We start from the raw sequence: 25,950 nt of genomic DNA, 5'->3' as shown, positions 1-25,950 counted from the left end.
GGCGGCGACCTCACGACGATCGCTGATCCGGGAACCGGCTACACCGACGTGTCGGGGCTGCGAGCCGGTGACCTCGACGTGACGCTGGTGCTGGACCGGGAGGGCGACCCCAGGGCCCTGGTCGTGCGCACCCTGGGCGACGACGACTTCTTCGCCCAGGTCCAGGCGTGGGCCGCCGCAGCGGAGGACGACTCGCTGTGGTTCCCGAGGCTTCCGGACGGCACTCCGGTCACGGCGAGCTGGTCGAACGAGGACAGCACGCCGGGGTTCGTCCTCGTGCGGACCGGTCCGGTCGGCTATCGCGCCTCCTTGCGAGGACTGCGCGATCTCGACGTCACCCCGCAGGTCATGATGACGGTGCTGCGGAACGACCTGAGGCTGCGGTTCCTCCTCGGCAGCGGACCGACGGAGGCCGACGGTACGGGCCTGGTGGAACCGTCGGTCGTGTTCGCCGCGATCGACGGTCCCGTGGTGGGGCCGGACGAGTTGGCGACGGGCCTCGCCGGAGGCGGCTACTCGCGCAGGATCCACTGGTCCGGTGGACGGATGGGGTTCTCGTCCGACGGTTCAGTCGTCGTGGAGGTGCCCCGGTTCGACAGTGCGGCCACGCCACCCGTCGAGATCTCCAGCCTCGTCTCCTACCCCAAGAAGAACGACCTCCACGGTCTTCACGGTGTGATCTTCCCGTCAGCAGACTTCGATCTGGTCGACGACGTGAACGACGCGGGCAGAGCAAGCGCCGGCTACCGCGACTTCTACTTCTCCAGCCGCGTGCTCCAGGACTCGTCCGGCACCGGAGCGAACACCCTGGTGCCGAAGCTCAGTCCCTTCTTCGGGCTTGAGACCTGGTACGCCGGGGCGCACGGGAACCGGTCGGCCGTGTACGCGGCGCTGCCGGGAAATCGGCCCTACCTGCTGGGTGACGCGGTCCCGCTGGACCCGCGAGCGGCGGCTGCCGTTCTCAGCGGCCACCACCTGTTCGCACAGGCGCATCCGAACACCACCCCGGCCCTGATGCTCGAGATGTGCTTCGTGGGTGGTGTCGAACCCGGTGACAGCGGCGAGAGCATGGCCAGCGCGATCCTGCGGGCGTGGCGGTCGGTCGCGCCGCAGCGGGCGGTCCCGAGGATGTTCGCGGCCACCCGGGAACTCTTGCCCGGCAAGGGCGACAACTACGTGGTCGAGGACGGCGGCGACATCGTGGAGGTCGTCCCTCCCGGCGGCCGCGCACGCCCGCCCGTCGAACTGCGGGAACTGGCGGCCAACGACGTTCCCGCGGTCACCGCCGCGTTCGACCCGGCCGGAACGGACGTCCTCGCCGGTTCGGACGCCGAGATCGAGACGACTGCTCGTGCCGTGGTGCGGGCCGCCGCGTGGCGGCAGCTGAGGCTTGCGCAGGAGCACTGGGTCACGGCGATGCCGGCGGTGACCATCGTGGGCGGCGGGACGAGCCGCGGTCCGGTGCACCCGCAGACCGGTGGGCTGCTCTCGTCCGCGCGGGTGGTCGAGGTCGAGCGCCGGTTCCGCGCGGCGCTGGCCGACGAGGCGCAGGACATGGCCGACCGCGGTATGCCCGTGGACGTCGACCACGTCCGGATCACGACCAGGGGGCCGCAGGGCGACCACGGCGTCGGGCCGCACGAGGTCAGGATCGAGGTGGCGCTGGAGGCACGAGCCGACTCGGACGTCGTCAGCACCGGGAACCATGAGAGCATCCGGGAGCTGTTCCGCGACCGGCGGGGTACCGCGATCGGCGCGGCCTTCCCCGCGATGAGCAACTCCGGCAGCGGGCGGGCCACCGTCGCGGTCTCGCGCGCGGCGTTCGACGGTCCGTCGAGGACGGTGGACCGTTCGGACGGTGTCCGCACGACGCGTGGAGGTGACACCGCACCGCCGGTCGCCCTCCTGCCCCGGCCCGCCACGCCGGTCCCCGGCGCGGAGAGCGACGACTCCGGTTCGGACACCGCGAGCGACGCGGGCTCCATCCCGGCCGGGTTCGAACTGGTGCAGCCACCGGTCACGCCCGCACTGCGCGACGTCGTCAAAGAGCAGCTGGCGCAGGCGAGCCTCTTCCACGTCGACCCGGTGTCGAACCAGCTCTCCGACCCCGCCGAACAGGCGGACCTGGCGGTGCTCAGGTCCAGGCTCGCCACCGCCGTGACGCTCCAGCAGGACTCCGGCTCGGCGATGCCGGTCGTCCTGATCTCCGGCAGGCCCGAGCAGACGACCGTCGTCGCGGCCCTGCTGCGGGACGGCCAGGCGGTGGACCCCTCCCAGCCGGCGCCGGACGTGCTGCAGCTGGCGGTTCCGTCGACCGCGGTGAGCGTCGTCGTGGACCTGCCGGACTGGCCCCAGGGCCACGAGCACGCACCGACCACGGCCGCGGCGGGAGGCCTGAGCTTCGGCTCCGGCTTGCCGGACGAGCCGCCCTGGGTGTTCCTGCACGCGCGGCAGCCGGTCAACCCGCGAGCGCGCAAGTCGTTCTACGTCTACGCGACGCTCGTGGGGGACCGGTTCCTCGTCCGGGGCGTGCCGGTCACGCCGGCGACCCTCGCGTTCCGCGTCCGGAACTCGCCCGCCTACCGGCGCTGGGTCACCCCCGCCACGCCGATCCGGCTCGTCGGTGCCGACCCCGACCGTCCCGAGGCGTCCCGGCGCGCGGCGCAGGAGTTCGCGGAAGCGTTGTGGCACGCCGGATCGCGCCACCTCGTGAGCGCGGCCACCGATCCGCTCGGGCTCGGCCCGTCCAACAGCACCGTGGTGATCAACGACGGCTACTACGAGCCCGTCTCCCAGGTCCGGCCGAGTGATGTCGGCTGGGTTTCGTTCAGGAGGAACGACGGCGGCCTGGTGGGCATCGGGTTCGCCACCCCCGGCGTCCTCGACGGGGACGTGCTGCGGTCGATGGCCCTGTCCACCGACCAGTCCCAGCGACTGGTGGCCGAGGAGCTCAAGGACGCGGACGGTCACGTGGTGCACCACTACCGCGCCGGGAAGTGGGCTCCCGCGACGACGGGCGCCCGGACCCGCCCGGTGACGCTGGTGGGCGAACACGGCCAGAACGGGTACACCCTGCCCCTGGTGGACGGTTCCACCCTGCCCGTGGACGCCGAGGTGGCGGCGCACATGCTGGCGGGATCGGCGTTGTTCCGCCAGGCGACGGCCGGTCCGGTGCGCCCGCAGTTGCTGCTGTTCACCCATGACGAGTCACTGCCGACCGGCTCGGTGAGCGGAGCGAACGCGAAGCTGCTGGCCACCCTCCGCGACCTCACCGGACCCGTGCAGGGCCACGACTTCGGGGGCAGGCTCAAGTTCTCCGACGAGGGCGCGCTGGTGATCCCCCATGACGCACGGGTCGAGGAGAGCGGGACGCCGACCGCCAGCGACGTGGTGAGTGTCGCAGGCGGCCCGGTGACCGGGTTCCCCGTGGCGGGCCTGGAAGCCGCGACGATCCAGGACTTCGCGGACGCCCTGCGGACGGGCCGCACGGAAGGGCCGACGGGTCCGTGGGCACCCGGCTCGCCCCTGGTCGTCGTGGTGGACTCTCCCGACGGCACGTTCGTGCGCGTGCGGTCCAAGGCCGGAGCGGTGCTGGAGCTCGGAGGCGGGGACCTGGGCCGGTTGTGGCTGTCCGACAGCGGTTCCCGGGCCGCGCTGGAGGCCGATCCGAGCCGTCCCGTGGTGCTGCTCGCGAACTTCGCCGGCACCGAGGCGAACTTCGGCCAGCTGGGGTTCGACTTCGCCGGAGCGTTGCACGAGGCGGGTTTCTTCACCGACGTCTACGCCCCCGACGGTGCGGTCGAAATCAGGGACGACTCGGTCACCCACGACCCCGCCACCGAGTTCCCCCTCGTGTCCCCCCTGCGCGCCGGTGATCTCCAGTCGGTGGTGCTGCGCAACCGCGACGAGGTCGCCGTGGCCGTCTACCTCAGGGCTCCCGGAGACGAGACCGAGTTCGAACGGGCGAGCCAGTGGGCGGAGAACGTCACCGCGGACACCGTGCAGTCGTTCCGCGTGGCCCAGGGCAGCGAGCAGTCACCGTGGCTGGACCGGCTCCCGGTCTTCCTGATCGCGAGCTCCGGCAGGCGCGGGGTCCAGGCGGTGCGCCGTGACCAGGCAGCTGTGGACCTGACCCCCGCGGCTCTGGCCAAGGTCATGCGCGCGGACGACGAGCTGCGCGCCGCGCTGAACACCGAGACCGGCGAGCAGAACGGCCGAGGTGTCGTGCTGCTCGCGCTGAACGGCGTGGCCGGTGACTTCGACGCGTTCTCCAGCGTCTTCGCGGCTGGTGGGTACTCCAGGTGGACGTACTCGCCCAGCGGTGTCGCCACGTTGCACCAGGACGGGACGATCTCCCTGCAGAGCGGGGAGTTCCTCTCCTCTCCGCCGTCGAAGGCGTCCTCCGCCGACGTGATCACCCGTCCCCTGGTGAGCGACCGGCTGGGCGAGCACGGCCAGTACTTCCCGCTCACCCTGGTCGATGACCACCACATGTCCGCCGCCGCGCGGCACAGCGACGAGGTGGAGCTGCAGTACTACCTCCGCGAGGTCATGACCGGACCGGGCGGCACCGCCGTGATGAAGGCCTACGTCGCACCGTGGGCGGGCTCCAGTCGTGTCCCGTGGCTCGTCGACGGGCACGGTGCCCCTCGTGGGCTCATGTTCGGTCTTCAGACCGATCGTCCTTTCGTCTTCGGCGACACGCAGACGTTGAACGGTGTCGACAGCGCTGCGGTGGTGGCGGGGACGACGCTCTTCGCCGCGGCGGCTCCGGATTCCGACACGCCGGTCGCGTTGGTGCAGTGCTGGCTCAACTCCTCGATCTCGCCCACGACCCCCACCGCCGCGGAGCTGTTCCAGCGGGAGTTGGACCGGAACCACGGGTCCCAGGTCTTCGCCGCCACGAACGTCGTCAGCGTGCACACGAACAACGCGGTCAGGGCAGTCAAGAACGAGGGGAGCTTCACCGCGGCCGACCCGCTGGCGCCGATCCCCGAGGTACCGCTGTCCGATCTCGTGGCGTACCGGATCGACGACACCACCGTGCAGTTCGACCCCGGCCAGACCTACCTGTCGTACCTGCAGGCCGCGGACGTCCGGGAGACGGCGCGCCTGGTGACGCGCGCGGCAGCGTGGCGGGCTCTCAAGCAGGCCGGTCTCCCCGCGGTGGAGATCATCGTGCACGAGATGCCTCTCGACGGCGTGGACCGCGCGCTGGCGGAAGCGCGTGCCGAGGGCATCGAGCGGATGTTCCGCGCGGCGGTGGCCGCGGAGAGCGCGCAGCTCGACCGGCTCGGCTTGGGCGTGGACCCCTGGGTCATCGGGGTCAGCGTGACCGTCGACGTCGCGACACCCGGCTCGGAGCCGCCCGCCCGCGTCATCGTGACACTCCCACCTGAAATCCTCGGCGCGCGGCAGCTGGCAGCCGTGGAGGCGAGACCCGGCTTCCCGCAGGCGATCCACGACATGAACGAGGCGTTCGCGCCGCTCGCTCGCCGTGGTTCGGCGACCGTGCAGTCCCCGCAGCCGGTCGGACTCGGCTCCGGTGCTCAGGCGCAGCCCGTCCGGCGCGGTCCGGCGGTGGACGAGAACCCGTCCCACCACGAGGTGGCGACGCGATCGGAACAGACCGCGTCACCGGTCGACCTCGCGCATCAGGTCGAACCCGCCCGCCCGCGTCCGGTGGTCGAGGACGAGCGCTGGCGGCATTCCCGTGCCGAGCGGGCGCCGTGGTTCGACCCCCAGGACGCGCCACTGCGGCCGTCGGACTGGGAGCACCTGCGTGCGGGTGCCGAGGTCCGCACCGTCGACACGGAGCTGTTCGACCCTGCCCGCGGCTGGCTCTCCCGCAGCGGACCGGCGGGGTACGTCCAGCGCGTGCGGTACGACGTGCGCCGGATCGAGGTGGGGGACCGGCACGTCCGCGAGCTCACCGTCCGGTTGCGGCCGGTCGGCGACATCGCCCCGGACCTCCGGCTGGAAGTGGAGGCCGACGTCCAGCGCGGCCTCGACACCATCGCGAACGCGGGGTACCGGCTTCCCGGCGGCGACCAGCTGCACGTGCGGGTCGAGTTCGCGGGGCCGCACGAGCTCGCGCACTCCGACGTCGACATCCGGCCCCGTGGTGACGACGACGCCAGCCGCCAGACGCGGTGGCGTTCCGACGACCGCGAGGCGCTCGCCCACGAGGTCCTGCACTTCGTCGGGCTGGTGGACGAGCACGTCGACCCGCGCCGGGTGTTCCTCGCCGACGACTCGCGCAGCCGCGTCGTGGCAGACGACGGCCCGATGGGACCGGCTGTCCACGATGGACTGCCGGTGCTCAAGCCGCGGCACGCCTGGATGATCGAGCGGACGATGGTCAGCCAGCTCGGGCCCGTCGAGGGCTGGAACCCCGTGCGGCCCGACCGGACCTCGCCGCTGGTGGACCCGGACGAGGTCGTGCGGACCGCGGACGTTCCGCTGCCCGGGGACAGGTCGGTGCCCGAGCTGCTCCGGTCGATCTCCGACGGACTCGCTCAGCTGGACCGGCACCTGACCGCGTTGCCCGGCGCGTTCGGCACCGAGCTGCGTGACCGGGCCGCGCACTGGCGGCAGGTCGTGGACCGGCCGGCGGAGACGTTCCCCCCGACGGCGGCCGAAGCGTTGCAGGACCGGCTGGACGCCCTCGACGCCCTGCTCACCCGTGCCCGAGCCGTGCGGCTGCGGCACATCACCGGCATCTACGACCGCGCGCGAGCCGTCGTCGAGCGGGGCGGCAACCCGCTCGGCTTCCACCCCGCCGGCATCCCGGGCGGCCTGACCGCGTCTCCGGAGGCCAGGTTCGGGCTGGAGGTCGAGTTCGAGACCGGTGTGCCGGAGAAGATCGGTCGCCGCCTGGAGGAGCAGGGCTTCCTGAGGTGGGACGACGGCGTCCGCTTCTACGACGAGGCCCCTTCCGCGTCCGATGGGCTTTACCGGTTGGTGGCGGAGCACTCGGACGATGACGGTGCCGAGCTCGTGTCACCGGTGTTGCACGGTGGCAGGGAAGCGTGGGAGGGCCTTCGCACCGTGCTCAGCACCGTGCGGCGGCAGACCGACGCGGACGGTGACACGCCCGACGCGAGCGCGATGGGCGGCCACGTCAACGTCAGCCTCCCCGGCGGTCTCACCGCGGAGCAGGCGGTGCGCCTTGCCCAGCTGGCCAAGGCCAACGAGGAGGTCCTGTTCTGGCTGGGGAACCGCGTCGAGGCGGACGGCCAGGACCGCAGGATCGACCTGCTGGGGCCGAACCCGGTGCCACCGCACTCCGTCGACGAGTACGCGGACGGTGCGCGCGCGGAAACCCACGACCAGCTCGTCGTGTGGTCGCTGAACGCGAACAGGAACGAGGCCGTCAACTTCGAACACCTCGGGGAGCCCGACGAGGCGCTGCGCCGCGTCGAGTTCCGGTTCTGGACGGGCAGCCTCGACCCGGCGACGTGGCAGGTCCAGTCGGAGATCAGCGCTGCGATGTACCGGGCGGCGACGGACGCGAGCACGCACGACCGGATCGCCGCGATGATGCGCGAACCGCTCCTGCTCGCGCCGGGCGGCCGGGTGGAGAACCGCGAGTTCTGGTTGGACCGCCTGCTGTCCTTCGCGGAGCTCCTGCCGTTGAGCCCGGTGGCGCAGCAGGAGCTGGTCAAGCGCGCGGCGATGAGCGGCCCCTGGCACTTCAGCCCCGAGGTCGACGCCACGCTGCGTTCGCAGGAGGTCGGCAGGAAGGACGCGATCGTCTTCCCCGCACCCGAAACCGAGCTGCGCCAGGTGCTCGCCCTGCTGGACCGGTTGCCCCGCCGACGCGACGACCTGCTGCTGTCCGTGAGCCTGACACCGGACGGCCGGCACGTGCGGCTGTGGAACGGTCAGACCCGGTCGGTCGCGGACTTCGCGGCCGCTGCCGAGGAACGCGGGATCGGTGAGCGGCAGAGCGTCGACTGGCAGGGTGGGACGCCCGCCGGTCGCGTCGTCCTGCTGACCTCAGGAGGCACCGAGCTCGCGCAGCACCTGGCGAACCGGATCGGCGCGCCGGTGCTCGCCACCACGGGGGACGTGCGGTTCGACTCGGCCGGTGACCTGGTGGCGGTGGGGGAGAACGGTCCCGTCGAGTGGGTCGAGTTCACCCTCGCGAACGAGCCTTCGGGCACCGGCACGGACCGCCTGGAGGCCGCGTTGCGCGTTGCCGGGGGCTCCGTGAACGACGAGGCCCTGCCCGCGACGTCCTTCGTGCCGATGCCACCGAAGCCCTTCACCGGCGACGTGGTGGCCGACGCGGTGCACGGTCGCGAGGCAGAGCCGGACCTGAGCGGCACGCGGGAGGACGCGGCCTCTCTCCTGCCGGATCCCGCGGTCGAGGACATCCCGCTCGTCACCCTGGTGAGGTCCGAAGTGGACGGTGCTGCGGTCGAGGACGGCGCACCCTCCGCGGAGGAGTCCTCAACCGCCGGAGGCCTCGACCTCCCCGGCGACCGGTCCTCGGGGCTCGTCACCCAGCGCGGTGAGATCGCGGGCGGCGCGGCGGTGGACGCCGCGATCGACGCGCTGCTGCCCGAAGGCGAGCGCAAGGGTGTCGAGCACTTCGTGACGGCGTTGAAGACCGGTGTCGGCGGGTTCCTCGGCGACGGGCGGTCGGAGGACGTCGAGATCGGCGGCAAGCACTACGAGCTGCACGCCAGGACGCGCTACCTCTGGGACGGCGCGACGGAGAGCGGAACGGCGTCGCGGTCGGTCGGGCTCGACGGTCCCACCGGCAGCGCGACGCTCTCGGCGGCGTCGAGCGCGGCCCAGGCCAACTCCGCGCTGGCGCTGGTCCTCATCCCCGCCACCCCGGGGTTCACCGCGGTCGGCACCGTCGGGGCCTCCACCGACGCCAGCAACTCGGTCGCGGTGGGTGCCAGTGCGACGGCGAGCGGCGGCCGGCAGGTGGCCGTGGCGTTCCCGACGCGGGACGTGTCGGTGCCGGTGTGGATCGAGCTGACCCTGCGCGACGCCCGCGGCCGGGTCGTCGGCGACCCCGTCGAGGTCGGTGACGTCGTCGCCGACCTCTCGGTGCCCGACGTGCCGGGCGGGGAGCCGGGAGGCGTTCTCGCGGACGGCCCGGCCTTCGTCGAGTCGGTCCACATCGGACGGAACGCGCCGGGCAGCTACCGGGGCAGGCCGCTGCCGCCGGACGCGGACGGCGAGCACCGGCTGTTCGACAAGGTCGTCTCCGCGCTGCCGGGCTCGCTGGTGAAGCCGGGCCGTCCCGGACGCAGCAACCTGAGGGAGTTCCTCGACGACAGCACGTTCAAGAAGCGCTACCAGGACATGGCCGTGACCGCCGAGCAGGCCGAACGCGGGCACGGCTGGGTCCGGTCCGAGATGCTGTTCACCGGCAAGCACCCGTTCGTCGCGTGGCTGCACACGCCGAGCGCCGTCGAGATGCGCCTGGTCGAGCGCGAGGAACCGGTGGTGCTCCGCACGCTCGACGACGTCACGTTCACCGACGTCGAGTCGATCGGTGCGGAGGTCTCCGACTCGGGCACCGCCAGCCACGGCGCCAACTCGAAGATGATGGCCGGCCCCGGGTTCGACCTCGGCGTCGCAGGCCTGGTCGCCGGTCCGGTGGTCATGGGCGGGGTGGAAAGCGCGCACAAGCAGTCCATCAGCCATTCCGGCGAGGTCAAGCACACGAGCACCCGGCGTGGGCGCGCGCAGCAGGTCGAACGCGTCTTCGACCTCCAGGTGCGGGTGCCGGGCAAGCCCGCGATGACCTTCGCCGGCGACGTGCGCGCGGTGGAGTGGCGTGAGGTCACGGCCGAAGTCGCACCGGAGACGGACGCCGTGCCGCCGCGCCGCCTCTACGGGCCCGAGGCGCTGGAGTCCGGCCGGGCCCTCGCGGGAGCGTCGCTGGAGGTGTCGCAGGTCGCGTCCCAGGTCCTCGGCCTGATCGAGAACTCCATTCGCACCGTTCCCGGCCACAAGCGGTGGTACCTCAGCAGCGACCGGTTCCTGTCCCAGTTCGACGACCCCTCCGCGGGCAGGACGATCGGCCGCAAGCTCCAGGAGGCGCTGGGCCGCAGGGACGCCCTGCGGCGCCTGCTCACCGACCGCGAGCTCGGTCTGCTCGCGGACCGGGCGCTGTCCGCGGACGGTCTGCGCATCCCGGTGCAGCCCAAGCACGGCTGGGGCCACGACTACCACGTGTCGTTCACGCTCAAGGCGTCGATGTCGGACCTGCGCGACACCGGGGAGGTGCGCACCGCCGCCGACCCCGCCGTGGTCACCACCTCCGACACGCAGGCGACCCAGCACACCAAGTCCCGCACCAAGTCGACCGGCATCGGCGCGGCGGGCCGCGTCACCGCCACGATCACCGAACGCGCCGTCGTCGTCGTGGCGTCGCTCTACAGCGCCTTCGCCTGGACCAGGTCCGGGCTCTCCGGCGTCACCGCGAAGCGGGGCGAGGAACGGCGCGAGGGCGGCGCGCTCGACGACACCGGTGCCGTCGTCGCCGAGCCGAAGCACCGCTTCACCGCCACGGTCGACTGGACGCTCAGCGGCCAGACCTACAAGCGCCACAACGCGATGGTGCGCGGCCTGAGCATCGGCCGGCCCGGCCTGCACGTGCCGCGGACGGAGCCGGTCACCCTGGTCGACCCGGAATCGGGCGCCACCTCGGAGGAGACGACGTTCCGCGTCGAAGCCGACGTGTGGGTTCCCGAGGCGCACGTGTCGCGCATGCGGCCCGACCCGGTCGTCGTGGAGCGCACCGCCGGGCGCCAGGACCAGCCGCACGTCCGGTTGCGACCGGAACCGGACGCCCCGGTGTCCGCCGACCCGTTGCGCCGCGGTCTCTCCCGTGACCTCGACGGCATCAGGGTGCTGAGCTTCGAGGGGTTGGCGCACGTGCGCGCCGCCGTGAAGGACGCCCTCACCCGCGCCTCGGGGGACCCGGCCTTCTCGTTCGCGGAGTCGGACAACAGCGTGCTGGTCGACACCGTTCTGTCGCCCGACTCGGTCATGGCCGACCAGCGCGTCTTCAGCCGCACCACCGGTGTCCGCGGGCTGCAGTGGGCGCGGCGCCGGGTCAAGCGGTTCGCGGCGGCCGAGGTCTCCTTCCAGCCCCGCGACGTCGAGGTGCTGGGCGAGGGCTGGCGGCAGGCGGTGACGTCCGCCGCGGTCGAGACGGGTGTCGGTGCCGGCAAGGAGTTCACCGCGGCGGTGACCGCCGCGGCCGACCTGACGGCGTTCGCCTTCTACAAGGACGTCACGACCGACGGCAAGGAGGGCGCGACCGTCAAACCCGGTGCGCTGCTGGTGATCGAGGGCGACCCGATGGTGCTGGAGAAGTCCAGCACCGAGGACGTCGCCACGGACGTCGCGACCGGCACCTCCACCGTCCGTCAGCCCGAGCGCCTGCACCTCGTGCGGTTCGGTGTGCGGACCACGGTCGTCGCGGAGGTGCGGTCGCGCCGCTGGCGCAACGCCTGGGGCGTGCTGCGGCCCGCGGCTCCGGCGACGGCCAACGAGCAGTTCGACCTTCCGCGTGCCGTCACGGCCTGGGTGACCACCGCACAGCTGGACGCCATCCGCACGAAGCAGGCCGAAGAGGACGCCCGCGTCCGCGACCTGGCCACGAGGAGCGATCCCGCCACGTCCGCGCTCGCGGCGCTCGCGGTCACCACGCTGGCCGGCACGGCACCGGCCGCTCCCTCCGCCGTCGCCGACGCGTTCGCGGACGACCCGGCCGCCGCAGTGGACGACGAGACCGGGGAGACGGCAGGGGACCGGGTCGTCGCACCTCCCGCGTTCCTGCGTCCCGGCGAACCGCTGTCGGTGGGCCTGGGCGTGGTGGACGGCGTGGTGGACCTGCGGTCCGTGCTGCCCGAGCTGCGCCGCGACCTCGAACGCTCGCTCGGCCCCAAGCGCGCCCGCCGCCTCATCCCGCTCTCACCGTTGAGCACGGGCCACGACAACTACGCGGCCATCAGCTCGTGGCTCTCCGACGCGCAGACCACGCTGGAGGACTCCGCGCGCGGCGGCGTTCCCCAGCCGTTGCGCCTGGAGGACCGGACCACCGGTGAGACCTACGACGTCGTCATGACCAACGAGCTGCTGGACCGGCCGGTGTTCGCCGGCCTCGAACACGGCGACGTCAAGCAGACCAGGGGCACGACGACGCTCGGTTCCCGGGTCCGCACCTTCACCAGGACGTTGCTGCGGCTGGAGCCGGTGGTGCTGCCCGCACTCCAGGCCGGCGGCCCGGCGCCGGACGAGAACGTCTCGCGCAGCAACCCGTACGCGATGATGGGTGGCGGCGTCATCGGCGACGTCCTGCTGGGGCGCAAGAAGAAGACGACGAAGAAGACGCACAAGGTCGTGCGTGAGAGCAGCGCCGAGACGTCCGGCACGTTCGCCAGGTTCCACGCGCCCGTCGAGTTCACCGTCGCGATCGAACGGCACGGCCGGCGGGTGGCGGAGGCCGGTGCCGCGCACGACGTCTCGATCCTGCACCTGCCGGAGGACACGGTTCCCGCACGGCCCGCCGCGTCCGTGGCCCCCGTCGTGCAGCCGGAGGAGGAAGCGGAACCGGACGCGCTCACGCGCTGGCGCGGCGACACCGGCCTGGGCCGCGGCTGGACCGGGCACCTCAGGTTCGACGTCGGCGACCTGGTCGCCGCGGCCGAGCTCGCCCACCGCGAGGGAACGGGACTCCGCGAGGTCCCCGCGGACGTCCGCAGCGCCCTGCGCACCACCCTCACCGGGCCGCGCTTCAAGGCGTTGCTCCCGTTGCACGCCACCACCGGGACGCCCCTGGAGATCCCGCTCGGCGGCGGCCGGTCACTCGAACTGCACGCGCGCAGGACCGGCACCCCGACGCTGACCGGCGTCTCGGCGCGCACCACCGTCTCGACGCAGGGCAACAGCTCCGGCACCGAGACCGTGGCGGAGGAGTCGGCCGCCGAGTTCGGCATGGCCGCCGGCCCCCTGCTCGGTCCGGGCGGCACACAGCCGCCGGGCCACGAGAAGTTCGGCGAGCAGAAGACCCTCGGCGGCGGCGCGGCGTTCGCGGTGCCGCTGCGGGTGGTGGGCGGCACCGGCTCCGAAGGTGAGGCCGAGGCCGAGCACCACCACGACGGCGAGTCCGTTCCCGCGTCGAGCTCGACGGGCCTGGCGGGGCTGTGGCTCAACGACATCGAGGTGCGCTTCGTCGCCAGGACCAAGGGCCGCAGGGGGCACCGCGACCGCGCCGCCGTGGTGGACTTCGAGGTCCGCGACGCGGTCGTGCTCGTCGACGACGACCACCAGGACCGCATCCCCGCCGAGCTCGCCGACACCGCCCGCACCCTCGCGGCGGCCGACGCGACGCTCGTGGCCACAGCGTCCGCCCTCGCGGGAGCCCTCGACGCCGCTCAACGCGACGTCGAGGGTTCGGCGGAAGCGTTGGCGCGGGCGGAGAACGCCCACGCCGACGCGCTCGACGCCTGGTGGGACGCCCTGCACGCGCACGAGGCTCAGGTCGGCACGCTCACCGAACCCGCTGACGAGCACCTGTTGCCGCCGCTCGACCTCGGCCCCCGCGACACACCGGCCGAGCTGCGGGACCTCCTCGACGACACGACGGAGACGCCCGTTGCCGTGGACGAGTCCGGTGCACGGGTGCCCGCACCGCGTCCCGGCCCGAACCCCAGCGCGGAGATCCGCCTGTCCCCGGCAGCGCCCCGGCTGACCCCCGCAGACCGGGTCCGCGTCGGCCGGGTCCTCGGACGGGCGGGCGAGCTCTCCGCCACCGGTCTGGAGATCGTCGCCCACGGCGACCTCACCGGTCCGGCACCGGCCGCCGCGGTGTCGGCGGTGATGGCGGAGATCACGCGCTCCGCCCGGCGTGGTGCGGGATCGGCGCCGCGCCCGCCCGTCCAGGTGGAGATGAGGCACGTCGCGGAGGCCGGGGACGTCCGGGTGGAGTTGCGGGCCGTGCTCGCTGCGGACGACGCACCGCCCGTCCGTGGTGATGTGCCGCCGAGTCCGGAGGAGGTGCGGCCGGCTTCGGTGGAGCTGCCGCCGTTGTCGGTGGAGTTGCCGCCCTTCTCGGACGACGTGTCGTCGTTGTCGGACGACGTGCTGCCGGTGCCGGACGACGTGTCGTCGTTGTCATCGGAGGATCTGTCGCTGGTGTCGGGTGATGTGTCGCCGTTGTCGGAGGATTTGCCGCTGGTGTCGGGTGATGTGTCGCCGTTGTCGGAGGATTTGCCGCTGGTGTCGGGTGACGTGTCGCCATTGTCGGACGACGCAACACCGGTGTCAGGTGATGTGTCGCCGATGTCGGACGACACCCCACCGGTTCTGGCTGAGGTGCCGGTTGCGGAGGACGTGCCGCCGACGCCGGACGACGCACCACCGGTCCCGGACGACGCACCACCCGTCTCGCACGAGGACGGCTCCACTCCGCCACCCCGGCCGCTCGCCGCACCCGCCGCGGACACCGACCCGGTCGGCGATACACCCTCCACTGTGGACCCGGAGTCGAAGCCGGAGGTCGACTCGACGGCCACCGTCCGCGACGGTGTGTCCACGCGTGCCGACTCAGCGGCTCCGCCGGAGGAGGCGGTCGTCGAGGTCTCGGGCGAACCGATCAGGACGGAGTCGGGCACCACGTCCTTCGCGGGCCTTGACGACCTGGACGCTGCCCGCAGCGGTTCACCGCGGACCGTTCCGGCCGGGCCTGAGCAGCGGCCGGAGTGGACGGATCCGCGGCAGCCGGCTCCGGTGTGGTGGCAGAAGATGCCCGCCCACGCGTTGAGCGCGTTCCACGACCAGGCGCGCAAGATCGTGGAACGCCACTCGGTGCCGCCCATGTCCCTGGGAGAGCCCAGTGCGCAGCAGGTGGAGCAGCGGAACAAGCACGAGCTCGCCGTGGAGGTGGTCGCCCACCACCTCTACACCACGGACCAGGGGGTGTCGGCGGTTCCGGCCCTGAGCCCGGACGATTTGGTGCGCACACTGGCGAAGGACCTGGGACTGACGAGCCCGCGCGGGCCCCGTGGTGGAGCGCCCGGCGATCAGGACCTCCCGGTACGACCCGATGCCTCCTCGTCGAGCGCGCAACCGCTACCCACGGGGGGCGAGGCCTACGTGGGCAGCAGGTTCAGCGACGAGGAGATCGAGGACAAGATCCGGAGGCGGCATGCCGAGCATCCTCGCGAAACGCAGAAGGACACCCTCAACGCTCTGCGTCTGCAGGGTGTCACGGGCAGCGACACGCGGCTCCTGAAGCTCTACTACAAGGCCACGGGTGTCGTCCCCAGGAAGAAGCAAACCTGGACCGACAAGCAGATCGAGGATCTCATCCGGAAACACCTCTTCGGTCACAGCACCGCCGAGGAGGTTCGTGAAGCACTTCGCGCGGAGGGCGTCCGGGTCAGGAACGAGCGGTTCCTGAACGCGTACCACAGGGTTACGGGAACCGAATCCCGGCCGTACCTGTTCGGGTCCGACGAGGAGAAAGCCGAGTTCTTGCAGAGGCAGATCCTCGCGGGTGGGACTTTCGAGACCGCCATCGAGGCGGCTGGCCTGATCGGCATGGCGGCCACCCACGAGAAGTGGCAGGCCCTGTACCGCCAGGCGGAAGAAAGGGTGAACCAGGACCGCAGCGGGGAGAGGCGGCACGAGCCGGGCGCGTCCGGCTCCGCGGCGAAACGTCCGGTTTCCTCCGTCGAAGGTGTGGTGACCTCACAGCACAAGCGAAGCAGGCCATCGGTCGCCGGCGCGGTGGCGAACGAGCTGGTGGCCCTGTCCCTGGAGGAGAACAGCCCCACTGCCACTGCTGCTGCGCTTGGGTTGCGTGTCGTCGACATCGCACCCGACGGCGACCACTTCTACGCCGCCGTGCTCGCTTCCGTGCCTGAGCGGGTGTGGTCGGCCCGGCTCGCCGAGCTCGGCGTGGACGTGTCCGTGGCGGGGTTGCGCCAGGCCACGGCGGATGCCTACCGCCGCGTGAAGCTGCCCGAGCTGGGCGGACGGAGCCTGGAGGGCATGAGGCTCCCGGCGGATGCGGTCGAGGAAGGTCTGCGCACTTCAGGACAGTGGGACGGCGAGAGCGTTGACGTCGCTCCGCGGTTGGTGCCCGGAGTGTTGAAGATCAACCTCAAGACGATCGCCCACGACGGTCGGCTGTCGACCAACGGCGTCGTCATCGACGACAGCCTCGACACGTATTACGTGGTCCACGACGATGTGGACCACTATCAGGCAACCACCTCGCTCGACGACGCCTCGAACGTCCCTGCTCACGAGCCGTCGGACGACGAGCGGGACCTCGAACTCGTTCGTGAGCGCGTTGCCGGTCATCCCGATGACGACGACAGCACGATCCTCGCGATGGTTCGCGCACGGGGCGCCACGAGTTCCGACCACCGGCTGCACGAGCTGATCGGCGAGGTGCGGAAAGAACGCTTGCAGCGTCTGATGCGCGCTGTCAGGCAACGGGCGGACGAGCCGAGGGCGGTCAAGGGCCACGGCGCCATCACGCGTTCGATCCACGAACACCTCGTCGAGGATCCTCTCGCCGACAACGAGTCGATCGTTCAGGCCCTTCGTGACCGGGGTGTCGTCCTCGGGAGCTCGGGACTGGTGAAACTGATCAACGACATCAGGCTCGCCACCGTCGCAAGCGACCTCGGGCTGCGCGTCGTCGACGTCGCACCCGGCAAGGACTCCTTCTACGAAGCCGTGCTCAAGTCCGTGCCCGGCGATGTGTTGTCCGCCAAGCTCGGTCAGGAAGGGTCCGTGACCGCGTTGCGCCACGCCACGGCGGATGCCTATCGTCAGCTCAAGGCGCGCGAGTTCGGCGTGCGGCACCCGGACGAACTGGCGCCGGACGAGGTCGAGAACGGTCTGCGCACGTCGAGGCACCAGAACGCGCAAAGCGGTCAATGGGCTCCGCATCTGGTGGTCGACGTGCTGGGCGTCAACCTCAAGACGATCCACGAGAACGGCTGGGTCTCGACCCATCCCGGCTTCGACGACGGACTTCCCGCCTATCACGTCGTCCACCGTGATGGGAACGACTACCAGGCGACCGAGCGCGCGACTCTGCCGGACGAGGTGCGCGAGCGGGTCGTCGCTTTCGTGCCGGCCGCTCACAGCAGGGACACGCTGCTCGATGCGTTGAAGCACGTCCAAGCCCGCCAGTACCCCGCTCTGAACTTGACGAGGGGGCCCAGTGGCGTCCCGGTCAGTCCCGTCACCGCGGAGCTGGTCGGCGAGTGGGTGTCGGCCATGCGGGAGAACCGGCCTGCGTTGACGCCCGTGGAGATCGCGCGGCTCTCCGGCGGTCTGGTCACCGCGGAGGCGGTCGAGCGCATCCACCGTGCCGCTCGCGACACCACGCCTGCCGCACCCGCTGCGCCTGCGGTGCCGGGGGATGCGGACCTGCCGAGTGACGACCGGCTCAAGGACATGATCCCGGATACCGGGCACCGCCGGGCGACCGCCGGGTTCTCTGCCGCCCAGGACGCCTTGATCCACGCACCGGTCGGCGACCCGGACCGGCCACGTGCGAACGAGCTCGCCGATCGGGAGCTGCCGGTGCGATCCGGCCCCGTCTCGTCGCCCACGGAACCACCGCCGGTGCTGCCGGGCGCCGAGGACGGCTCGCACGGCGAGAACCCGCCGGTACCGGGAACACCGTCCCGTCCCCGCAGGGGGTTGAGCGACGATCAGGTCATCGCTGCGGCTCGGGAGTACCTTGCCGAGAATCCTGATGCCGGCATCATGCTGCTCGTCGAGGCCGTACGTCAGCGGGGCGCCACCGGCGGCGAGGAGCTGCTGCGGCACCTGGTTCACAAGGCGAGGGGAACCGAGGCCCAGTCTTCTGGTGTCTCGAGTGACGAGGAAATCGAAGGTTTGATCCGGGAGCACCTTGCCGAGAATCCCGATGCCGGCGTCGTGGCGGTCAGGGACGCCATTCGTTTGCGAGGTGCCATCGGCGGCGACGGGAAGTTGCGGAACCTGGTTCACCTGGTCAGGGGAACCCAGGTCCAGGCCTATGGTGGGTTGAGTGAAGATCAAATCAGTGATTTGATCCGGAAGCGTCTTGACGAAAATCCTGGCGAGCGCGTCAAAGACATCATCAAGGCTGTTCGCAGGCAAGGCGCCACTGGCGCCGACCTGTATTTGTCATCGTTGGTTCACGACGCCAGGGGAACCCAGGCCGAGGCCCGTAACAAGTCGAGTGACAGTCAGGTCATCGAGTTGATCCGCGAGTATTTCGCCGAGACGCCTGATGCGGGTGTCTGGACGACTGTCAAGGCTGTTCGTTCGCGGGGCGCCAGTGGCGGCGACAAGCGGTTGGGGGACCTGGTTCGCCAGGTCGTTGATGAGCGGAACACCGGGTTGATCCGTGAGCACGTTGCCGAGCATCCCGAAGACGACTTCAAGGCGATCGTCGATGCTGTCACCGCGCGGGGCGCCATCGGCACCGAGGAGAGGTTGCAGCTCCTGGTTCACCAGGTCACGGGAATCCAGGACGAGTCGGAGGAGGATCAGGTCAAGGACTTGATCCGCGAGCACATCGCCGACCATCCCCGCGACAACGTCAAGGCGATCGTCAAGGCTGTTCGTCAGCATGGCGGCGCCGGCGGCACCAACAAGATGATGAAGCTGATCAAAGCTGTTCGGGACGAGCGGGCCACGCCGAGGGCGACCGGGGAGCACGGCATCGCGGCGGGTGCGGTGGAGGAGGGGCTGGGAGCTCCGTCAGCGGAGGAGCACGGCCCTTCCGCGCAGTCCGCTGCGGCCGCTGCTCGGCTGGGGCTGCGAGTCGTCGACGTCGAACGCGACGGGGACTGCTTCTACGAAGCGGTGCTCAGGTCCGTGCCCCAGGACGTGTGGTCGGACCGGCTCAAGCAACTCGGCAGGCAAGCGACGGTGCTGGGTTTGCGTCAGGCCACGGCGGACGCCTACCGCGGCCTGAGGAGGCTGGAGCTGGGTTGGCAGAGCCCGGACGACCTGGGCCTGCCGGCGGACGCGATCGAGATCGGGCTGCGCACCCAGGGGCACTGGGCAAGCGAAAGCGGTGACTTCGCCCCGCAGTTGGTGCCCGGAGTGCTGAAGATCAACCTCAAGACGATCACGAACGACGGCGGGCTGTCGACCAACGGCGTCGACGTCGACCCCGGCCTCCGCACCTATTACGTCGTTCACGACGGCATCAACCACTACCGGGCGACCGCGCCGCTCGACGCCGCCCAGGACGCCTCGATCCACGCACCGGTCGGTGAACCGGGGCCGTCGCGCGCGGAACCCCTTGCGACAGCCGGTACCGAGGACCGCTCGCACGACGAGACCCGGCCGGCACCGGCAACCCGGGCACCCGCTCAGGAGAAGTCGGCTGACGAGCGGGACGTGGACCTGATCCGCGAGCACGTCGCCCGTCATCCCGACGACGGCGACGCTGCGGTTGTCGCCACGGTTCGCGGATGGGGCGCCACCGGTTCCGACGACCACCTGCACCGGCTGGTCGGCGAGGTCAGGAACGAACGGTTGCAGCGTCTGACGCACTTCGTCAGGCACGGGTCGGATGAGCCGGGAACGGTCGAGGAGCAGCGCGCCGCTGAGCGTGTGATCCACCAGCACCTCGTCGAGAACCCCCTCGACGACACCGAGTCGACTGCTCGGGCTGTTCGTGAGCAGGGGGTCCTCCTCGGAAGCACGTGGTTGACGAGGCTGATCGACGACACCAGGCTGTCCATTGCCGCCGACGGGCTCGGGCTGCGGATCGTCGACGTCGCGGCCGGCCGGGACTCCTTCTACGAAGCCGTGCTCAGGTCCGTGCCCAGGGGCGTGTGGTCCGCCAAGCTCGACCGGTTCGGGCAGGAAGGACCTGTGGCGGCGTTGCGTCAGGCCACGGCCGATGCCTACCGGCGCCAGAGGTCGCGCGAGCCCGGCGAGCAACGCCCGGATGAGCTGGAGGCGGACCAGGTCGAGGAGGGACTGCGCACTTCGGAGCATCAGAACGCGCACAGCGGCCACTGGGCTCCGCAGTTGGTGGCCGGCGTGCTGGGCGTCAACCTCAAGACGATCCGCAAGAGCGGCTGGGCGTCGACCCATGTCGGTTTCGATGACGAGCTTCCCACCCATTACGTCGTTCATCGCGATGACGACTGGTACCAGGCGACCGAGCACAAGGACCTGCCGACCGCCGTGCGTGAACGCGTGATCGCCTTTGTGCCGCCTGACCGCGGCTGGAACACGCTGCGCGATGCCTTGGAGTACGTCCAAACCCACGAGCACCCCGCTCTCGACCTGACGAGGAACGCCGGCGGTGTCCCAGTCGACCCCGCCACCCAGCAACTGGTCGGCCAGTGGGTGGAGGCCATGTTGGGGAGTCGGCGTGCGTTCACACTCGCGGAGGTAGCGGAACTTTCCGGCGGCTTGGTCACGGCGGACGTGGTCGAGCGCATCCACCGTGCTTCCGGCGGCACCGCGCCTGTGACACCCGCCGCGCCTGTGACACCCGCCGTGCCGGCCCCATCCGCTGCACAGGTGGCTGTGGAACCGCCGAGTGACGACCAGATCAAGGATTGGATCAAGGAGTATCGCGACGGTGATCCCGGCAGCGGTGTCAAGGCCATCGCGCATGCCGTTGCCCGACGTGGCCGTGTGCCCAACGACAACTACCTGCGCGCTTTGATCTACGAGGTCATGGCGAGTTCGGTCCGGCGCCGGCAGTTCCGTGACGACCAGATCAAGGACTTCATCCGCAAGCACGTTGACGAGTACTTCGAAGACACCAACAAGATGATCAATCTTGCTGCTCGTGCGCACGGTGTTGCCGTTCAGACATCGCGGTTTTCGGATCTGATCTGGGAGGTCAGGCGGTCTGCCCTTGCCGCTGCGCTCGGGCTGCGCATCGTCCGCGTCGCGCCCGGCAACGACGCCTTCTTCGAAGCCGTTCTCGCGTCCGTGCCCGAGGACGTGTGGTGGACCCGGTTCTGGCAAGTCCGCCGGGAAGCGTCCGTGCGGGGTTTGCGTCACGCCACGGCGGATGCCTACCGCCGCCTGAGGTTGCGCGTGCTGGGCGAGCAGCACCCGGATGCGCTGGAGGTGGATCAACTCGAGACCGACCTGCGCACTCCAGGGCGCTGGGACGCGCGCATCCACGACCTGGCTCCACAGTTGATGGTCGACGTGCTGAACATCAACCTCAAGACGATCGACAGAGAAGGCAAACTGTCGACCAGCGACGCCTTCTCCGACAACCGGGACACCCACTACATCGTTCACGACAGTGGCGTCAGCTACCAGGCGACCGTCCCGGATGCCTCGGCCCAGGCGCCGGTCGGCGCACCGGGACCGCTCGTGACCGCTGCGGGATCGTCCGCCGGTGTCCAGGGCAGCTCGCACGACGAGAACCGGCCGATGTCGGAAACCCGGGCTCCCGCTCAGGAGAACGCGGATGACGCGCGGGACGGGGACCTGATCCGCAGGCATCTCGCCGAGCATCCCGGAGACGACTTCGCGGCGATCTTCAAGGCTGTCGGTCCGCACGCCACCGGCACAGAAGGGAAGTTGCGACTCCTGCTCTTCCAGCTCACCGGTGAGCAGGACGACAGCGCGTGGAGTCCGAGCCAGATCAAGGACGTGCTCAAGGACTACCACGAGGCCCACCCCAAGATCAGCATCACGAACACCGTGGACGCTGTCCTCGCTCAGGGTGTCGCAGCTTCCCGCGCGCGAGTGGCCGCCCTGCTCCGCGACGTCATGGGAACCCCGGTCCGGCATCGCAACAAGTTCACTCGAACCCACGTCCTGGGTTTGATCCGCAAGCACCTCGAGCAGCATCCCGGTGCCGACCAGGTCTCGACTGCCGCAGCCGTTCGCAAGCAAGGCGTCTCCCTCGACAACGAGGAGATGCTCAACCTGCTCCGCCTGGTCCAGCAGTCCATCGCCGCCGCTGAGCTCGGGCTGGACGTCGTCGAGGTCACCACCGGCCCGCACGCCTTCTACGAAGCGGTGCTCAGGTCCGTACCCGAGGACGTGTGGTCGCGCCGGCTCGGGCAACTCGGCAGGGAAGCGACGGCGCTGGGTTTGCGCCAGGCCACGGCGGACGCCTACCGGAACATGCCGTTGCCCCACCTGGAGTCACGAAGCCTGAACGAGCTGGGGCTCCCGGCGGACGAGGTGGAGCAAGGCGTGCGCAACCCGGGGCCTCGGGACGTGCGGAACAGCCATTGGGTCTCGACGTTGATGCCCGCGGTGCTGGGCGTCAACGTCAAGACGATGACTCTCAAACGTGGCCGGCTGGCGGCCGAGAACATCCTGATCAACGACGAGCTCCCGACCTTCTACGTCGTTCGCGACGGTAGCGGCCACTACCGAGCCACCATCCGGCTCGAAGCCGCCCCGCGGAACGACGAGGCGACGGGCAGCGGGAGCTGGTCGGCGCCGGACGCCCCGGCACCCGCTCAGGAGAACGCGGGAAGCCGGGATCACGGCGTGCGGACCGACGACCAGATCAAGGATCTGATCAAGGAGTACCACGGCGGCCATCCTGGTAGCGCGGTCCGGGAAATCGTGAACGCTGTCAGCGGTCAGGTTTCCGAGGTCGACCCCGATCGGGTGCGTGCCCTGGTCTACGAGGTCGTCACAGCGTCGGTACCCGTCAAGAACCTCGATGATGAGCGGATCGGGGAGTTGATCCGCGTGCACCTCGCCGAGTACCCCGACGACACCGACAAGGTGATCGTCCTGGCTCTTCGCGTGTCGGGTGTGGCCACCAGGAAAGCGCGGTTGGCGGATCTGATCCACAGGGTCCAGCAGTCCGTCGCTGCCGCTGGGTTCGGCTTGGGCGTTGTCGAGGTCGCTCCCGGCCCGGACTCCTTCTACGAAGCCGTGCTCAGGTCCGTGCCCGAGGACGTGTGGTCGCGCCGGCTCACGCAACTCGGCAGAGAAGCGACAGCGCTGGGTCTGCGCCACGCCATGGCGGACGCCTACCGCCGCATCTGGCTCCCGGCGGGCGAGGTGGAGGAAGGACTGCTCGTCCTGGAGCGTTCGCCCGTTCCGGGTCACGACCTGGTCCCGCGGTTGATCGCCGAAGTGCTGGGCGTCGACGTCAAGACGATCCGCAAGAACGGTCGGTTGGCGACCACCCTCGCCCTCGGTCGCATCCTCCCCACCTATTACGTCGTTCACGTCGGTGCCGATCACTACCGCGCGACCGCCCCGCTCGCCGTCGTCCAGGGTGGTGGCTCGGTCCACGCACCGGACCTGCCGCGTGTGACCGTGATCGATGATGGGATCTCCGCCGTTCACACTCCGCCGGAACCGTCCGGCCCCGCCCCATCGCACGCGGAACCACCCCCTGCGGTGGAGAGCGGCTCGCACGACGGGAACCGGCCGGCGCCGGAAACCCAGCCCTCACGTCAGCAAGCCCCGCGTCAGCAAGCCCCCGGTGAAGCCCGGGTCGAGAACGCCGAGCAGTCCGTCGCCGCCGCGGGGCTCGGGCTGCGCATCGTCGACGTCACAACCGGTCCGGACTCCTTCTACGAAGCCGTGCTCAGGTCCGTGCCCGGGGCCGTGCTGTCGGATCGGCTCGGGCGCCTCGGCCAGGAACCGTCCGTGACGGGTCTGCGCAACGCCACGGCGGACACCTACCGCCGCATGAAGCTGCCCGAGCGGGGCGGGCGGAGCCGGGACGAGCTCGGGCTCCCGGCGGATGAGGTCGAGACCGGTCTGCGCACGCCGGGACGTTCGAACAGGCAGAGCGCCTTCTTGGCTCCGCAGCTGGTGATGGAGGTGCTGGGCCGCAACCTCAGGGCGATCCGCGAGGACGGCCGGCTGTCGACCCACAGCGCTTTTGGCGAAGACGTTCCCACCCATTACGTCGTTTTCGACGGTGACGACAACTATCGAGCGACCGAGCTCGTGGAGATGCCGGCCGCGGTGCGTGAACAGCTGATCGGGTTCGTGCCGCCCGCGTACGGGTTGGGCACGTTGCTCGATGCGCTGAAGGACGTCAAAGCCAAGGTGTTCCCCGCCCTGGGGTTGGAGAAGGACCCCAGCGGTGTCCTGACCGATCCCGCCACCCGTGAGCTGGTGGACCGGTGGGCGTCGACCATGCTGAAGCACCGGTCCGGGTTCACGCCCGCGCAGATCGCGGAACTGTCCGGCGGCCTGATCGTTGTGCGGCAGGACGAACGCGTGCACGACGTCCCTGACGACACCCCGGCCGATGTCACGGCCGGCCCTGTGGAGTCCGCTGTGCCGATGGGCACGGACATGCCGGCCGTGGTGCGTGAGCGGGTGATCGCTTTCGTGCCGCCCGCGTACGGGTTGGGGACGTTGCTCGACGCGCTGAAGGACGTCAAAGCCAACGCGCACCCCGCCCTGGACCTGACGAGGGACTCCAGCGGCATCCCCACCAACCCCACCACCAGGGAACTGGTCGGCCAATGGGCGTCGACCATGCTGAAGCACCGGTCCGGGTTCACGCCCGCGCAGGTCGCGGAACTCTCCGGCGGCCTGGTCACCGAAGCACTGGCCGAGCACGTCCACACCTTCCCGCACGAGACCCCGTCCGACGTCGTCGCCGCACCCGCCGCACCGGTGCGTGCTGATCTGCCGGACGAGGTGCGCGACCGGATCGTCACCCTGGTGCCACCCGCACACGGCCTGGCCACGCTGCTGGAGGCGTTGGAGCACGTCCAAGCCAACGTGCACCCCGCCCTGGACCTGACGAGGGACTCCGGTGGGGTCCCGGTCGACCCCGTCACCCGCGGGGTGGTGGGGCAGTGGGTGCTGGCCATGCTGGAGCACCCGTCCAAGTTCACGCCCTCGCAGGTCTCGGAGCTGTCCGGCGGCCTGATCGCCACGCACCAGGTCGCGCACCTCTACAACACCGCCGACGACACCCCGCCCGACGTCGAGGGCATGACGTGGTTGGACCAGGGACGGCGAAAGCAGACCTTCGCGGCCGAGGAGGCCGCGCTGTCCCAGGACCTGTACGTCTCGCACGCGATCACCCACAGCCTGCAGCCGATCATGGGGATGGACCAGCAGTTCCCCTGGCGCGACCCGGCCAACCCGCTCTACGCGGTCACGCCGATGCTCGCCGGGCCCGACGGCGACATCCACCCCGTGATCCGCGCCGAGGTCGACCAGATCACCGTCCGGGTCGCCAGGGGCAAGAAGCTGGTCGAGCGCATCGCCGCCGACCCCGACGACCACCGCCTGCCCCCGATGACCCCGGAACAGTTCCGCGCGCTGTGGAAGGAGCTCGAGTACAACATGACCGAGCGCCTGCGCCACATCGTGGCCACCGCGGTCAACCCGACTCCGGAGAGCATCACCATCGCACCCCCGCGGCCCCAGCACCCGACCGACCTCATCTACGTCGGCCGTGTGAAGCAGCGGCACGTCCAGCCCCGGGAGGAGGTCCTGGTCGGCCAGTACCAGCTCCTGCTCGCCAACCCACCCGGCAGCGTCCCGGTCGACCAGCAGCCGCTGCTCAGCCAGGCGAAGTTCCTGGAGTTCTACCTCGGTGGCATGTTCGACTTCCGCAAGGACCACGACGGGCAGCTGGAGGAGGAAGCGCAGTGGAGGGGACTGCACCCGCACTACCCGGGATACCTGTTCCACGGAGGTTCTAGGACGAAGCAGAACCTCATCAGCGCCGAAGGAGCAGGCAACTCGACCGCCTTCGCGAACTCCGTCCTCACCCCTGACGGCAAGATCGACCACGATCGCGTCAACGTCGTGTTCCTCGGCATCGAAGCCGTGTTCCCGGACCCGAACCACCCCGAGGGCCTCCTCCAGGTCGGTGGCGGCGTCCAGGTCGCGTTCGACAACGCCGTCGACCCCGCCGCGAACCCCTTCGGAATCCTGCTGGCCGACTACTCCGACGAGTACGAGTTCCCCAAGATCAAGCAAGAACCGCAGGACCAGTGA

1 protein-coding gene (running past one end of the window) is annotated in these 25,950 nt (G+C 70.6%); it reads left to right on the top strand.

Annotated elements, in window-relative coordinates; all coding sequences use genetic code 11:
* Positions 1-25,950, top strand: partial view of a hypothetical protein gene (locus ACZ7CD_RS35815; RefSeq protein WP_470380636.1) — the 3' portion only. Its footprint begins 8,727 nt before the window's first position; the window shows 25,950 of its 34,677 coding nt (coding positions 8,728-34,677); its start codon lies off the left edge, out of view; it ends in the stop codon at positions 25,948-25,950.

It is taken from the genome of Lentzea sp. NPDC036949, from assembly GCF_055608075.1.
This window is presented reverse-complemented; position numbering and strand designations above follow the sequence as displayed.